The sequence below is a fragment of the Pseudonocardia sp. ZF1 genome, assembly GCF_056835605.1.
In genome coordinates this window covers 66,909-81,405 of sequence record NZ_JAJNBY010000002.1, presented here as the reverse complement: position 1 = coordinate 81,405, position 14,497 = coordinate 66,909, and the positions used below count along the sequence as shown (strand labels likewise).

Annotated in this window: 13 protein-coding genes and 2 pseudogenes; 7 read left to right on the top strand and 8 right to left on the bottom strand. The window is 70.2% G+C overall.

Annotated elements, in window-relative coordinates:
- Window positions 1-71: 71 nt before the first annotated feature.
- Entirely contained in the window at window positions 72-338 is a 267-nt protein-coding gene (locus ZF1_RS27555; protein ID WP_253066744.1) for a hypothetical protein, read from the bottom strand.
- 212 nt (window positions 339-550) lie between these two features.
- Here ZF1_RS27555 and ZF1_RS27550 point away from each other — a divergent pair, with 212 nt between their 5' ends.
- From ZF1_RS27550 to ZF1_RS27540, 3 genes are all read left to right on the top strand, one after another.
- On the top strand, window positions 551-1,591 hold the full coding sequence (locus tag ZF1_RS27550; protein ID WP_253066743.1) for a hypothetical protein: 1,041 nt from the start codon (window positions 551-553) through the stop codon (window positions 1,589-1,591).
- A 1-nt stretch (window position 1,592) separates the two neighbouring features.
- Window positions 1,593-2,540, top strand: a complete 948-nt coding sequence (locus ZF1_RS27545) for a hypothetical protein (protein WP_253066742.1) — start codon at window positions 1,593-1,595, stop codon at window positions 2,538-2,540.
- Between the two features lie 389 nt (window positions 2,541-2,929).
- Window positions 2,930-3,819 (top strand): IS5 family transposase gene (locus ZF1_RS27540; protein WP_482638720.1). Its coding sequence is split into 2 segments (ribosomal slippage): window positions 2,930-3,302 and window positions 3,302-3,819, totalling 891 coding nucleotides; the frame shifts between segments, so codons are not numbered across the junction.
- 641 nt (window positions 3,820-4,460) lie between these two features.
- Here the strand turns inward: ZF1_RS27540 and ZF1_RS27535 are convergent.
- Window positions 4,461-4,868, bottom strand: a complete 408-nt coding sequence (locus ZF1_RS27535) for a GNAT family N-acetyltransferase (RefSeq protein ID WP_253066741.1) — start codon at window positions 4,866-4,868, stop codon at window positions 4,461-4,463.
- Between the two features lie 175 nt (window positions 4,869-5,043).
- Between ZF1_RS27535 and ZF1_RS27530 the strand changes: the two genes are divergently transcribed.
- From ZF1_RS27530 to ZF1_RS27520, 3 genes are all read left to right on the top strand, one after another.
- On the top strand, window positions 5,044-5,952 hold the full coding sequence (locus ZF1_RS27530) for an aminoglycoside phosphotransferase family protein (RefSeq protein WP_337826735.1): 909 nt from the start codon (window positions 5,044-5,046) through the stop codon (window positions 5,950-5,952).
- Window positions 5,953-6,283: 331 nt separating this feature from the next.
- Window positions 6,284-6,919: a hypothetical protein gene (locus tag ZF1_RS27525; RefSeq protein WP_405422021.1), complete on the top strand. Its 636-nt coding sequence runs from the start codon at window positions 6,284-6,286 to the stop codon at window positions 6,917-6,919.
- Between the two features lie 181 nt (window positions 6,920-7,100).
- Complete coding sequence (locus ZF1_RS27520; protein ID WP_482638788.1) at window positions 7,101-7,799, top strand: hypothetical protein; 699 nt, start codon at window positions 7,101-7,103, stop codon at window positions 7,797-7,799.
- 36 nt (window positions 7,800-7,835) lie between these two features.
- Here ZF1_RS27520 and ZF1_RS27515 read toward each other — a convergent pair whose 3' ends face one another.
- The 6 genes and pseudogenes from ZF1_RS27515 to ZF1_RS27490 form a co-directional block, all read right to left on the bottom strand.
- Window positions 7,836-8,774: a recombinase family protein gene (locus tag ZF1_RS27515; RefSeq protein WP_346109419.1), complete on the bottom strand. Its 939-nt coding sequence runs from the start codon at window positions 8,772-8,774 to the stop codon at window positions 7,836-7,838.
- A 242-nt stretch (window positions 8,775-9,016) separates the two neighbouring features.
- Window positions 9,017-9,667 (bottom strand): response regulator, encoded by a 651-nt coding sequence (locus tag ZF1_RS27510; RefSeq protein ID WP_346864807.1) that lies wholly within the window; start codon window positions 9,665-9,667, stop codon window positions 9,017-9,019.
- A complete protein-coding gene (locus tag ZF1_RS27505) occupies window positions 9,664-11,070 on the bottom strand; it encodes a sensor histidine kinase (protein ID WP_482638787.1) in 1,407 nt (468 codons plus the stop codon). Before ZF1_RS27505 ends, ZF1_RS27510 begins: the two co-directional genes overlap by 4 nt.
- A complete protein-coding gene (locus ZF1_RS27500; RefSeq protein ID WP_346864806.1) occupies window positions 11,067-11,732 on the bottom strand; it encodes a phosphatase PAP2 family protein in 666 nt (221 codons plus the stop codon). The genes ZF1_RS27505 and ZF1_RS27500 overlap by 4 nt, the downstream gene beginning before the upstream one ends.
- Before the next feature lie 131 nt (window positions 11,733-11,863).
- A pseudogene (locus ZF1_RS27495) lies at window positions 11,864-12,451 on the bottom strand (Tn3 family transposase); the annotation flags it as partial.
- A 114-nt stretch (window positions 12,452-12,565) separates the two neighbouring features.
- Window positions 12,566-13,081, bottom strand: a pseudogene (locus ZF1_RS27490) (IS1634 family transposase); the annotation flags it as partial.
- A gap of 109 nt (window positions 13,082-13,190) precedes the next feature.
- Between ZF1_RS27490 and ZF1_RS27485 the strand changes: the two are divergent.
- Window positions 13,191-14,441, top strand: a complete 1,251-nt coding sequence (locus tag ZF1_RS27485) for an IS256 family transposase (protein WP_281010701.1) — start codon at window positions 13,191-13,193, stop codon at window positions 14,439-14,441.
- The last annotated feature ends 56 nt before the right edge of the window (window positions 14,442-14,497 follow it).

The following is a 14,497-nucleotide window of genomic DNA, read 5'->3' as shown; positions in this document are numbered from 1 at the left end:
CACCGCTAAACCCCACAAGCGACACGAACGGCCCCGGCGCGCCGCCGGGACCGTTCGTGTCGTCAACGGGTTCAGGCCGCCGGTCGTGCCACGCCCGCGGCCACCACCACCAGGATCGTGCAGAACATCGACACCGCGGCAGTGGCCACCGAGCTGATGGCGGTCAGCACTCGGTCGAGCAGCTGCGCACTCCGACACTGCCGCTCCGGGTGCCGCGACCACACCGCGGTCAGCACCACCAGCACCACCAGCACGGTCATCAGCAAACCCGTGATCGGGACGACGTTGTGCAGCACCCCCGCGGCGAGCTCCGCCGCCGTCGGCAACATGATGATCATCTTCGCTCCTCCGGATCGAACCGGCGAGTGAACCTCCTGGTCACACCCGGTACGAGACGAAGAGTGCCGAGGAGCGCGACCCCCCTGCAACGCCGGCTCGACACGGGATAGACTGCCCCTTAACGCGCATCGCACCTGGAGCGAAGCGTCAAACGAGCAGTCAATCGCGTACAGGCAATCGCTCAAAAGTCGGATTTGAGATAGTAGGTCTCATGGCGCGGACGGTCGACGATCGGTTGTCGAAGCGCCTCGACCTCCTGGCCCGCCTGCAGTACGGGACGGGCCGCGAGGGCTCCGCCGACGCCGTTGCCCGAGCTGTCAGGCAGCGCCTCTGGGCGCAGCGCCCGCAGTCGGCCCCACCGGTCGTCCGCCTCCGGGCACGTCTTGTACTGCGCGGAGGCCGGGAGATCAGCCCGCTGCGGGAGCTCGCCACATCGAAGGGGGTGGCGGTGCAGATGCTGCTCGTCGCGCTGTTCGTCGAGCAGTGCCGCAAGCCGACCAACACCATCGGCACACCGACCCCGATCCCGCTGGCGTACCCGGTGGTGGCCGGCGACCCCTGCTGGCGGCACCTGATCGCGCTCCCGACCGAACGCCGGCCGGGGCGCCGTACGGGCACGTCTCGCGGCCTGGCGAACAGCCAGCTCGACCAACTACGCGCCGCGCTGGACAGGCTCCACGACTTCGGCAAGGTCGATCTAAAGGAATCCCGTCCGCGGTACGAGGAGTTCACGGTGCGCGACGAGAGCGTCCTGCGTGGTGCTCCGATCCAGCCTTACAAGGTCCCGGCGCCGGCGCGCGAGCTGGTGATCGACGTGCCTCCAGAGTTCTTCACCTGCGGGTGGGTTCATGCCCTCGGCCCGGACGAGACGGTCGCGTACTTGTTCCTGCTCTACCGGAACCAGTTGAGCCAGGAGAGCAACGACGACGGGCTGAGCGTGAACGACGACCTGTGGGGACTGGCCTTCGAGCGGCCCCGAGCGCAGCGGGAGGCCTACCGACGGCTGCACCGGATGGGCCTGATCAGCGCCGATCGCAGCGATCTTCGCAACCAGGACGGCACGATGCCCGACGGGGCGGACAACACCCTGGGAGTACGGCCGGTCAACGAGATGACCTTCCGCGTCGATCTGGAGCGCCTCACCGACGACGGCGTCAGCGCGGCGATCGACGCACTACGGCGGCAACTCGACGGCGAAGGGCTCGATGACGCGTCCCTCGCCTCATGGACCGAGCGCCACGGAGGCGTCTGAGGTGGCTGGGGCTCCGAAGCCCAATGCCGTCCGCGAGGCGATCGCGGACTCCATCGCGGCGAACCTGAAGTCCTACAACGTGGCCGCGTTCTGCGAGCGGCTCGGGCTGGCGGCTCAGGGCAAGGATGACGATCCGTCCCGCAGCAAACGGCTCTACGTCCAGGCCCGCCTGCAGGGCCACGGCCTGCCGGAGCTGCTGCCGGTCGCTCGCGTGGTGCTGTCGGAGTGGGACGACCCGCAGTTGCAGGCAACCGTCGATCTGCTCGGCGTGACCGGTGTCGCGGGTGAGCTGAAGAATCTGATCTTCGCCTCAACCGGTCCGAAACCCGAGATCGTCCTGCGGGACGCGTTGAACAACACCATCGAGATCACCAAGGGCGCCGGGACGTGCCTGGTCTACGACCGCCCCCTGCCTGACGACGGGCTCACCTGGGGAGCCCTCGTGGAGTGGTGGGCCACCGAGATCCTGCACGAGACCAACCTCGACGTCGCCGGCCGCCACCTCTACCGGCGACTCGCGCAGTCGACCGCCACCAGCAGCAGCCCTCCGGAAAGCCTCCTGCTGCGCGCCTACGCACACCGCTACACCGATCGGTCTGTCCCCGCGCTGCTGCCGCAGGTGTACCTGCACTACGACCCGTACCTTCGGCCGGATCCGCTGCTGCGCCCCGGCTCGGTGGTCCGTCAGCGGATGGATTTCCTGCTGCTGCTGCCCGGACGGCGGCGCGTCGTGCTCGAGGTGGACGGCCAGCACCACTACGCCACCGACGACGGACGCCCGAGCCCCAGGCGCTATGCCGTCATGGCTGCAGAAGACCGCCGCCTGCGCCTGGCCGGCTACGAGGTCTATCGCTTTGGCGGCGCCGAGCTCGCTGATCCCCAGCGCGGCCGGACTGTGCTGGACGACTTCTTCTCCAAGCTGCTCGACGACTCTCCAGCAGAGCTCTGACCGGGCACGGCCGCGAGGAGGCGGCTCGGTCGAGCGCATCATCGACCGCCCCAGCGCCAGTCATCCGCTCGCGGACGACGATGCTCAGGTGGCTTACCGAACTGGATCCCGTCGATGCTCGCCACGGCCGGCGCACGCCGACCGGTGGGTCTACGCCCCTCCGCGATCAGGCAACCGCCCTGAGGCCGGATGGTGCCCTGTCCGGCCTAGCCGATAACGAATTATGACAGTTCACTCAGGAGTCGGGTCGGAAGCCGTGGAGAACGGGACACTAAGGTCTGCTCATGTGGTCTTTTGTTGTCGACTTGTCCCAGGTTGTCGGAGCTGCACTAAGCCTAGGGCGTGTCCTGTAAGGGTTCTGACCTGCTGTCGGTGATCATGCTCGGGTGGTGGGTCGGGGTGAGCTGACGGACAAGGCCTGGGCGCGAATCGAGCCGTTGCTGCCCCCGGTCGCAGGGCGAGGCCGGCGGTGGCGCGATCACCGTCAGGTGATCAACGCGATCCTGTGGAAGCTGCGCACCGGCGCCCCGTGGCGCGACCTGCCCGAGCGCTACGGACCCTGGAAGACCGCGCATGAACGCCTGCGGATCTGGACCGCGGACGGCACCTGGGAACGCATCCTCGACGACGTGATCGTCAAGGATGACGCCGTCGGGAACGTGGAGTGGACCTTCAGCATCGATTCCAGCAGCGTCCGGGCTCACCAGCACTCCGCCGGTGCCCGGAAAAAGGGGGCTGCACCACTGGGTGGGTCGAAGCCCTCGCCGTCGACGGAGAAGCCCTCGGACGGTCCCGTGGCGGGCTGACCAGCAAGATTCATCTCGCGGTCGATGGGCGCGGACTGCCGATGTCGGTGATCCTCACCCCGGGCCAGGCCGGGGACAACCCACAACTGCTCCCGCTGCTCGATCAGATCGTGGTCGGCCGAGACGGACCCGGCCGACCACGCACCCGGCCCGACCGGGTGCTGGCCGACAAGGCCTACTCCCACCCCTCGACCCGCGCGGCGCTACGCCGGCGCCGCATCGCGTTCACCAGCCCCGAACGCAGCGACCAGATCCAGCGCCGACGCGCGAAGGGCCCCCGCGGCGGTCGCCCACCGGCGTTCGACCCGGCCCTCTACACCAGTCGCAACGTGGTCGAACGCTGCTTCAACCGGCTCAAACAGTTCCGCGCCCTCGCCACCCGCTACGCGAAGCGCGTGGCCTACTACCGATCGGAGATCATCATCGCCGCGACCGTGTTGTGGCTGCGCACCGACTTACAGGACACGCCCTAGTCGCCCTCATCGTCGCACTCTACGCTCTGTATAAGTCGAACCTAGATCTAACCCGCGAACGCACCAACCTTCACGAGTTAGAAATCTTGCGTCAGATCGGGAGTCGCCTACACCCAAAAGCTGACCCACTTGAAACTGCCGCACTAATAGTGCTACTTCCAGATACGGATTTCCCGTTGGCTAGAGCGGGCCTCACGCACGACGGAACCGAAAAGGGACAACGCGCATTCGATGTGGGGTTTCAGCAGTACATGACCGAGACAGATGATTCAAACCAGGACGAAAAAGCCGAGTGGCGATACCTCGGTCGCCGGGTTTGGGGGTCCGCAGATTCACGTTCAATCCTGCGACGAGAGTTTGATGACGCCGTCTCCCGCAGAGTAAAGAACCCCAACAGGTAGCACGCCCTCATCCCCACACAGCCTGATCTCCACCGGTCCACGGGACTACCTCATACCGTTGAGCACCGGCGATAGTCGTAGGGACGTACCCAGTGCCAGCGGTGACCCCGAGCGTGCGCATAGCACCTGCCTGGGTCGCGATCAGGCCGCCGGCCGCGACGTCCCATAGGTGCAGGGTCTCGGTGTGCGCATCCAGGCGCACCACGACCCGGCACCGGCCCAATCGGCCGCGGTGAGCGGCTACCTGATGAGGCGTCCGCGCCGCGGATGCAGGGGCGCGCGCATCACCGGTGTGCGTGAAACGCTGAAACCGGATTCCTCGTACATTCGACGACCGTCATCGGTGGCGAGCAACTCCGCGCGGCCCGCATCAACGGTGTGACTCCAAGCGAGCACGGCGTCGAAGGCTGCGCGGCCGTGACCCCGACCCCGAGCCCCAGGATCAGTGCATACGTTGCTGATCAGCACATCGCCCTCGGTCGAGTGCGGTGATGGGGGCGCTTCTCGGAGTGTGCCCAAGGCGGTCGCGACGACCGCGCCATCCACCTCGACGACCACGATGCAGAAGCGTGGGTCCTCCAGCCGCCGCGTGAACCACTCCGTCGCCGCGGCCTGCCAATCGGCGGAGCCATGCTGCGGGACCCCCATCGCCCGGAACATCTCGACACGAAGCCGTACAACGGCCTCAACGTCGTGTGCCCTCGCCCTACGGACACGCCGGGTCGTCACGACCTCGAGCGTAACGATCACCGGGCGACCATCTCCTGTGTCGGCACCGGCTGACCCGGGTTCGCCGTCGGCGCCCCCCGCTACGGTCTGAGGTGTGTCCCAGACCGAGCCGGAGATCACCGAGGGCCTGGTCCGCGAGCTGCTGCAGGACCAGCACCCAGACCTGGCAGGGCTGCCCCTCAGCGAGGTCGAGGGCGGCTGGGGTAACCAGATGTGGCGCCTCGGGGACGAACTCGCGGTGCGGATCCAACGCATGGACACCACCCCGGAGCCACAGCTCAAAGAGAGGCGTTGGCTACCCCAGCTCGCGCCACGACTGCCGTTACCGATCCCCGTCCCGGTCCGCGCCGGCACACCGTGCGAGCGCTTCGGGAAGCTGTGGACCGTCATGACCTGGGTGCCCGGTTGCCCGCTGGACCACGGGGTGATCGCCCGGCCCGAGCACGCCGCCGACACCCTCGCCGCGTTCCTCCAGGCCCTGCACGTCCCAGCACCGGGCGACGCACCCGGTGATGACATGGGAATCGGAGCCCACCCTCGCGAGAGCACCGGAGGCTTCGAGCACTTCCTGGGCTCGATCGACACAGCCGCGTTCGATGTCGATACCGCCGGAGCTCGCGCGGTCTGGCAGGACGCCGTCGCCACCCCCGGGTGGGCCGGGCCGCGGATGTGGGTGCACGGCGACCTGCACCCCGCGAACGTCGTCATCGCGGACGGGACGCTGACCGGGGTGGTCGATTTCGGGGCCCTGTTCGCCGGCGACCCCGCGGTGGATCTCGCGGCCGCCTGGGTGGTGCTCCCAGCGGGCATGGCCGAGCACTTCTTCTCCGCCTACGCAGAGGTCGACGAGGCGACGATGCGGCGTGCTCGGGGGCTGGCTCTGCTCAAGAGCCTGTTCCTGATGCTGATGGGCCAGAACGGCGACCGGGGCCTACCCGGCGGCAAACCGGCCTGGGGACCGGCCGGCCGGAAGGCACTGGACCGGGTCCTGAACCATGAGTGACCCGGCGAATCGATCGACGACCGATCGTGCGAGTCCGGCGCCTGCCGCATCACCGCCCCGGGACGCCGCCGGTGCCGGCTACGGCCGGGAGTGGGCGTTGTTCTGCGACTACGCCGCCGCGACCGGGCAACCAGCTCTGCCGACCACGGTGCCCACACTGGTCGGGTTCTTCGCCGCGCTGCCGGCCCGCCCGGCCACCCAGGCTCGGCGGGTGCGCGCGATCGCCGCCGTTCACCGCCAGACCGGGTATCTACTCCCTCGCCCCGAGACCGGGCCCGCCGCGCTTCCGCGGCCGCGGGCTGCTCACGCGGGCGTCCCTGATCCGGGCGAGATGATCGCTGCCTGCGCGACCCGCGGCTGGCCCCACGGGCTCCACGGCCGCCGCGACGCCTTCCTCGTCGTCGCCACCGTGGTCCTGGACCTGCCGCAGGCACGGGTGCGGGAGCTGGTCCCCGCCGCGGTCATCGTCGACGACGAGGGCGTGCGGGTCGGGGCACAGCCGGTGCCTGTCGACGTCGACCCGCGGCGCTGCCCGACGTGTGCCGTCGTGCGCTGGCTGGAGCTCCTCGGCGTCCTCGACGGGCTGGGCCGCGGATCGGCCCGCATGGACCTCACCCGCGCCCACGCCCCGACCGCCACCGGCCCGCACCGTCACCAGTGCCGGGCCCCCCAGCGGTGGTGCGCCGCCGCCACACTCCTGCCGGCCATCGACCGCTACGGCTGGCACGACGACTACCGCCCCATCACCGCGCGCACCATCCGTACCCGGCTCGCACTCACCGCCGCCCGCGCATCACAGCCCGGCGAGCACGACTCGCCGCCGGACGTCCCCACCGTGCGCACCCGGGCGGCCGCGGGGCGAGAAACACCCAGTCTGGACCAGGTCCTCACCCTCCTCGACAGCATCGCCGACGACGCCGACGCGCTCAACGACCGGATCATCGCGCTGCTCGAGGGAAACCCGTGAGATCCCTACGCCCTCGCCGGCCACTCTTCGCACACCCCCAGTACAGGAAGGCAGCCATGACCAGAACCGCACCCAGTACGGTCACCGCTCGCCCCACCCCGCGCCTCATGATCACCATGGCCGGGCCCCAGGCGGTGTGGACCGCGGTCGAGGACCCCACCGCGCACCGAGGGCGACGGTCATGACCGGCCCGCAGGCGGGTGATCCTCGGATCGAGGAGCTGCTCGAAGCGGTGACCGCACTGCGCGCCACACTGCGCGCTCACGACGAACGCCACTCCTACACCGAGCGCAGACTCGGCGAGCTCGATCAATACAGCCGGGAGCAGGCCGCGGTCCTGGCAGAGCTCGCACCCCAGATCGACGAACTCGCGGCCGCGACTGCCCCAGGCCCGCCCGACCGCGACGGGGCCGGGCCAGTGGTGTGGGCGCGACTGTCCGCCCAGGAAGCTGCAGCCGCGTGGGACGAGCTGGCCCGCTGGATGGACACCATCGCCATCCCTACTCTCGCCCCGACCTGCCGCCAGATCCCGCCTTGCTGGCCCATGCACCACTGGGGCCGCGAAACCCTGTCCTGGCTCCACCAGACCCACGTCCACGCCTACGGCCCCGAAGGCTCCCCGGTCCTGGTCGCGGACTGGCACACCCGTTGGGTCCCGACCGCCTACGCCATGATCGACACCAAACACGCCGCCCGCGCCGGCTACTGCTCCACCAGTGAGCATCGCTGCGACCGGGTCGAGAACGCCGAACCGTTGCGTACCCAGGACTGGGCGCCCTGGCTCATCCAGGCCCGTAACGACGACATGGCGGTGCGGGCCACCCCGCACGCACACCGAGACGGGGTGCCGTTAAGGAACTTGTCACCAGGGGCAAAGTAGGTCTGTCGGCGCACGTCCCGGGCTGAGCTGGGGGTCCTACAGCGTGACGTACTCGCGGATCTTGCCGCGGACGTGGGGGCGTGGGTCGCCGAGCGAGATCCCGAGGGTGGGGAGCTGGCGGGCGATCTGGAGGTCGGTCAGCGGTGGGCCGAGCGGGATGTCGGCGTAGCCGCGGTCGTCGTCGTTCCAGGCGCCGAGGTCGCCGATGACGGCGCGGACGCGGACCACGATGCTGTCGGCGACGTAGACCATCGCGCGCAGCCGGGGGCGGCGGGCCGGGGCGATGGGGAACCATTTGCGGTCGGCTTCGAGCTGGAACTTCTCGGCGGCGCCGGTTTCGCCGTAGCGGCGGTGGGTGTGGTCGGTCTTCGGGCGGGTGTTGCGGTAGACGATCAGGGCGCAGTCGCGGCCGTCGCCGTGGGCGTGCAGGGCCCGGTAGAGGGTGCTGCGCCCCACCCGCAGGGTCTCGGCGATCTCGGCGACGGTGTGCCGGCCGGTGTCATACATCTGCTGGGCGGTATCGAGCTGGCGCTGCGAGAGCGCCGGAGGCCGTCCGCCGACGCGGCCGCGGGCCCGCGCGGCAGCGAGTCCGTCGAGGGTGCCGTCGACGATCATCTCCCGGTCGTACTCGGCCAGGGCGGCCAGGAAGTGGAACACCAACCGCCCTCCGGGGGTGGAGGTGTCGATGCCCTGTTCGAGCACGACGAAGTCGACCTGCTCGTCGCCGAATCGGCGTACGAGGTCGAGCAGGTGCTGCTGGGAGCGCCCGATGCGCTTGAGCCGGGTCACCACCACCTCGTCGCCGGGGGCTAGGAGGTTGAGCAGGGTGTCGAGTTTCGGGCGGGACGCGAGCTTGCCGGACACTTTCTCCACGAACAGGTGCTCCGGAGCGACGCCAGCGGCGGCGAGGGCGTCGATCTGGTGGTCGGTGTTCTGTTCGCGGGTGGAGACCCGCGCGTACCCGTAGCGCGTCACGACACGAGTCCCCTTAACCGTGGCTGGGCTGGGTTCCGGGATGATGATTTCCGGACCGAGATACGGGACTCATCGTAGCTGAGTGTCCGCCGTGCGGGTGGATGAATCTCGTTAACGATCGTTTCCGGGACTCATGACTGCCGGACTCCGGGTGAGCGGACCTCACGTGGGAGCGCCGTCGTCCGGTTGCTCGCGACGGTGTTGGTGTTCCGGGCATCGGCGTGGTCCGAGATCAACGTGAGTCAGTCGGGTATGAGGTCGTGCTCGTAGGCGACGATCGCGGCCTGTACCCGGTTCCGGAGGCCGAGCCGGTCGAGGATCGTGCTGACGTGGGCTTTGATAGTGCCTTCGACCAGGTGTAGCTCGCGGCCGATCTCGGCGTTGGACATCCCAGCGCCCAGAAGCCCGAGAACGGTGCGTTCGCGGTCGGTCAGGACCGTCACGGCGCTGCGCTGGGCCGGGGTGCGTCGGTGGCGGCGGGTGTAGAGATCCAGTACTCGTCGCGCCATCCGCGGTGACAGGTAGGCGCCACCAGTGGCGACGGCTCGTACGCCGTCGATGATCTCGCGGGGGTCGCCGGTCTTGAGCACGAATCCTCCGGCGCCCTCGGCGAGGGCGCGCACGAGATAGTCGTCGTCCGCGAACGTCGTCAGGATCAGCACCGCGCAGCCTAGTTCGCGGCGGCGGATCTCGGCGGCGGCGGCGAGACCGTCAATACCAGGCATCCGCACGTCGAGAACCGCGACGTCGGGACGGCGGACGGTGGCGAGGTCGATGGCTTCGCGGCCGTCGGCGGCCTCGGCCACGATGTCGATCGTGGGCTCGCTGGCCAGGATCGCTGCCACCCCGGCCCGTACGACGGGCTCGTCGTCGGCGAGCAGCACGCGGGTCATGTGCCGATCGTGCCCGGATCGGCCGCGGGACGGCGCAGGAGGTCCTTGCTCGTGAGGTGCCCATCGACCCAGCACAGCCGGTAGAGGTCGGCGGAGAGCAGGTCCGGGGAGCTGCTGTAGTGCTCGCACCAGCTGCCGGCCGGTGCCGGGATGCCGGTGGCGTCTGTGCGTGTCCGCAGGGGCAGCGCGTCGGCCACCGCAGTGCGAGTGTCTCCGAGGGCCAGCGCGGTGAACGTGTCGGTGGGCAGCACCGAGGTTGCGACGTCCGCGGCGCGGTAGGCCACGACCAGCAGGATCGATACCGCGATCACGGCCGCGGTGCCGCGCACGGCGGTGGTCCGCGAGCGCCGCACATCGCCGAGCGCGAGCCGGTGGGCATGGTCGACCTGCGTCGGGCCTGCCGGGGCGGGGTGGTGGACCGGCAGGCGGACGGCGAGCAGGTAGTCGTCGTGGGAACGGCCGTGCTCGAGTGCGCCGCCGATCTCGTCCACGTCCCGGCGCAGGGCGGCGAGCCCGTGCCCGGAGCCCGGCGCCGGGTGCTGGTTGGCGCCGTGGCTGCGCACGACGACCACGATCTGCGCGTGCCATCGGGCGAACGACACCTCGATCGGCCCGTCGCCGCCGTGCTTGACCGCGTTGGTGAGACCTTCGCGCACCACCCGCACCAGCAAGGCGGCGATCGCGGGGTCGGTCCCGTCGAGCAGCGGCGACGGATCTGCAGGGACCAGGGCGACGTCGCTGCCGTCGGCACGCAGGTCCGTGACCAGGTCGTCGAGTTCGGCTCCTGTGGGGGTGGCCGTCGGGGTGGCGTCGATCGCGGTCACCGCCTCGGCCAGGTGTTCGGCCGCGGTGCTGACCTGTTGGCGGGCGCGCGCGACCGCGCGCTGGGCCGGCGCGGGCAGGGCGGTGTCGAGTTCGAGTCCGCCGAGGGTGAGCGCGGCCCGGGCTAGGTCGTGGCCGACGAGATCGTGCATCCGGGCGGCGAGCCGATCCCGTTCCCGCCGGCGGGCGTCGTCCTCGGCCTCCCGGGCCTGGTCCTCCCACCGGGCTGCTGCCTGCCACCCGGCCTGTCCGAGTGCGGCGCGTGCGCGCAGCCAGCGCCCCGCAAGCCACGGAGTCCACAACAGGACCCCGATTGCGATGAACGCGCCGGTCGCCGAGTCCAGGCCACCGGTTGCGAGCAGCACGACCAGCGCCGCGGCCGCGGGAACGACGGCCGGTAGCCACACGGTGTGTCGTCGGCCCCAGCGTCCGGCGACGCCCGCGGCACCCAGCACGGCTGGCGCCAGCAGCGCGAGCACGACGACGCCGTCCCCGTCGGACGTGAGCAGGTAGGCGATCACCCACAGCGCCGCCGCGACCAGCATGACGGAGCTGAGGGCGAGCGTCGCGCGGTCGGTCACCGACCCGGCCCACGGCCGCGGGGTGGGGCGGTGCCGAGGAGCAGCACGGCTCGTTCTTGCGCCCGCAGGCGCTCGAGCGGCCGGGGCGCGACCCGGTCGAACACGAGGATGACCACGGCCGCCACGATGCCACCGAGCACGGCGCCGGCCACGACGTCGTGCGGGAAGTGCGCACCAGCCAGGACCCGCGACCCCGCGGCGCCCGGCCCGGCGACCAGCACCACTACCGCCGCCGCTGGTGTGCCGATCCGCCACGCGGCCACCGTGACCGCGACGGTCAGCGCCCCGGCGATCGCGGCGTGGTTGCTGGGCAGTGACCAGTCACCCGGTGCCGCGCACACCGCCCAACCGGGGAACGACGCAAGCAGACGACACGGCCGATCCACCTGCAGCGCCTGCTTGAGAGCCTCGCTCGCCCCCCACGCGAGCACAGCCCCCGCGGGCGCGGCCAGGACCACCGCCATCACCACCGCCATCACCCGGGCATCAGCGCCGCGGGCCAGAGCCCACACCCGCAGCCACACCACGAGCACCAGCACCAGCAGGAGCTCCCCGGCAAGCTCGATGACCGACCCCGCCCACGGCGGTAGCGGACCGAGCCAAGCCAGCAGATCGGCGAGCAGCTGCGCGCTCGCGTCGGGCACATCCGGAATCGACACCATGCCCGGGAGCCTCGTCAGCAGCGGCGACGGCCGGATCCAACGATCGGCAGGCACCACCCACGACGATCGGGAACGATCCGCGATCGGCAGGATCGACCACGTCGGATCGCCAGGGCAGCCCTCTGGCGTGGTCAGGTCCGCAGGCGTAGCCGCGCGGTCATGTCGAGGTGGACCTGTCCGTAGGGCAGCACGTGGGTCCAGAACAGCGGGGACAGGCCTCGCCGGTCGGCCGGCGACAGGCCGTCGGCCCAGTCGGGGTCGTCAAGGACGTCTTGGAGCATCAGCGTGTTCACGTAGACCAGCGCAGCCTGCAGGATCCGCAGGCAGGCCACGATCATCTCCTGCTCGTCGCGCCTGTTCGTCGCGAGCCCGCCGCCCTTGCCGTAGGCGATCACCGAGTTCGCCCGGTTCCACGACTCCACTACGTTGAGCCCGGCGTTGATCTCGCGCTGCAGCTCCCGGGTGCGCAGGTAGCGGGCGACGAAGATGGTCTTCTGGGCGCGGCCGAGCTCCAGCATCGCTTGGTAGGTCGGATGGGAGGCCGCGCGGGTGAACCGGCGCAGGATCGCCTCCGTGCTCGCGGTGCCGGTGCGGATCGCGGTCGCGTACTTGATCATCTGGTCGTACTGCTGCGCGATCAGGTCCCAGCGGATCGGGCGCGTCATCGCCGACGCCAGCCGCGGGTGCCGGTCGGTCTGCCCGGCCGCGGGCCGGTAGACCGGGGTTCCGCAGCTGTCGGCCGGGTGAAAGTGCCCGAATGTGGGGTCTGAGCTGGGCAAACAGGTGTCGGCCTGGTGACATGTCGTGTCACTAGGCGTAGGTGTTGTGCCTGGTCAGCGCGTTGCGGGCTGCTCGGGGTCGAGGTGCAGGATCCGCGGTGGCAGCGCGAGGTCGAGGGCGGTGTATAGCCGGCGGGCCTCGGTGCTGGGCTGGCTGGTCTGGCGGAACATCCCGGCCGGGCCGGTGAAGGTGCCGACGTGCAGGCGCTGCAGCTCGGTGCGGGCGCGGGGCCAGCTTGTGTGCGCGCGGGTCTCGACGATGCGGGCCAGCAGCAGCGCGAGCCAGCAGAGCAGGACGTGGGCGCGGATGCGGTCCTCGAGCCGGTGATAGACCGGGCGCAGGTCGAGGACCTGTTTCATGTCGCGCCAGCCGCGCTCGACCTCCAACAGCTGCTTGTAGCCCAGCGCGATGTCCTCCGTCGTGAGGTGCGGGTCGCTGGTGCGCAGCAGGTACTTGCCATCCAGCTTCGCGTCGGCGGCGATCTTGGCGGCATCTATGCGTAGTAGCCCGCCCGGTGTGACGCGCAGGAACCGGTTCAGCCCGGGCTTGGTGGGGTCACGTCCCCGGAGGTGGTGTACGGGTTCTTCGCTGGTGAGCGGCGTGGCGTCGTGACGTGAGACGGCCACCGCGTGATCTTCATGAGTACCGACCAAGGAACTCACGGAGAGGATCACCACGATGGCCGCACCACACATGATGGACCCTGCGCGGTTGCTGGAGGAGCAGCTGGCCGACGCGTCGCCGGATCTGTTGCGGCAGATGGTCACGACGGTCGCGAACGCGATGCTGTCGGCGCAGGCCGATCAGGTCTGCGGCGCCGGCTACGGCGAACGCAGTCCCGAGCGGACCAACCGCCGCAACGGCTACCGGGCCCGGGAGTGGGACACCCGCGCCGGCACCGTCGAGCTCGCCATCCCCAAGCTGCGGGAGGGCTCGATGTTCCCGGACTGGTTGCTGACTCACCGCCGCCGCGCCGAGCAGGCTCTGGTCACCGTCGTGGCCACGGCCTACCTGCTCGGAGTGTCGACCCGTCGGGTGGAACGCTTGGCCGAGCAGCTCGGGGTCAAGTCGCTGTCGCGCTCGCAGGTCTCGGAGATGGCCGCCCACCTCGACACGCAGGTCGCAGCGTTCCGGGAACGCCCGCTCGATGCCGGGCCCTACACGTTCGTCTGGGTCGACGCGCTGGTGGTGAAGGTCCGTGAGGACGGCCGCGTGGTGAACGTGCACGCTCTGGTCGCGACCGGGGTCAACGCCGACGGGCATCGCGAGATCCTCGGCCTGGACGTCGCCTCGGCCGAGGACGGCGCGGGCTGGTTGGCGTTCCTGCGCGGGCTGGTCGCGCGCGGGCTGTCCGGGGTCCAGCTCGTGACCTCCGACGCCCATCCCGGGCTGGTCTCCGCGATCGGGTCGGCGCTGCCAGGCGCGGCCTGGCAGCGGTGTCGCACCCACTACCTGCGCAACCTGCTCACACGGGTCCCGAAGTCCGCGCAGCCGCACGTCGCGACCCAGGTCCGCACCATCTTCGACCAGGCCGACACCGACGCCGTCACCGCCCAGTACGACCGTGTCGTCGACGCCCTCGATGGCAAGTACCGCGAGGCGGCCGAGCACCTCGACGCCGCTCGCGGCGAGCTGCTGGCCTTCACCGCCTACCCGCGGGAGATCTGGCGCCAGATCTGGTCGAACAACCCCCAGGAACGGTTGAACAAGGAGATCCGCCGCCGGACCGACGTGGTCGGGATCTTCCCCAGCCGCCCGGCCCTGATCCGCCTGGTCGGTGCCGTGCTCGCCGAGCAGAGCGACGAGTGGACCGAGGGCCGCCGCTACATGGGCCTGGAACTACTCGCCAAGTCCCGCATCCGCATCATCAGCACCGAACCCGCACAGGCCACCGGCGCGCCGATGACAACCGAGGCGATGACCGCCTAAACTTGAACCAAGATCACGCGGAGTCGATCTCATACACCAGCTCCGCGGACGTGACC

Excerpts from the sequence above, each read along its gene's own strand:
- ZF1_RS27520 (WP_482638788.1), top strand. The coding sequence starts at position 7,101 with ATGACCGGCCCGCAGGCGGGTGATCCTCGGATCGAGGAGCTGCTCGAA.
- ZF1_RS27485 (WP_281010701.1), top strand. The coding sequence starts at position 13,191 with ATGGCCGCACCACACATGATGGACCCTGCGCGGTTGCTGGAGGAGCAG.
- ZF1_RS27525 (WP_405422021.1), top strand. The coding sequence starts at position 6,284 with ATGATCGCTGCCTGCGCGACCCGCGGCTGGCCCCACGGGCTCCACGGC.
- ZF1_RS27500 (WP_346864806.1), bottom strand. The coding sequence starts at position 11,732 with ATGGTGTCGATTCCGGATGTGCCCGACGCGAGCGCGCAGCTGCTCGCC.
- ZF1_RS27510 (WP_346864807.1), bottom strand. The coding sequence starts at position 9,667 with ATGACCCGCGTGCTGCTCGCCGACGACGAGCCCGTCGTACGGGCCGGG.
- ZF1_RS27555 (WP_253066744.1), bottom strand. The coding sequence starts at position 338 with ATGATCATCATGTTGCCGACGGCGGCGGAGCTCGCCGCGGGGGTGCTG.
- ZF1_RS27550 (WP_253066743.1), top strand. The coding sequence starts at position 551 with ATGGCGCGGACGGTCGACGATCGGTTGTCGAAGCGCCTCGACCTCCTG.
- ZF1_RS27535 (WP_253066741.1), bottom strand. The coding sequence starts at position 4,868 with ATGGGGGTCCCGCAGCATGGCTCCGCCGATTGGCAGGCCGCGGCGACG.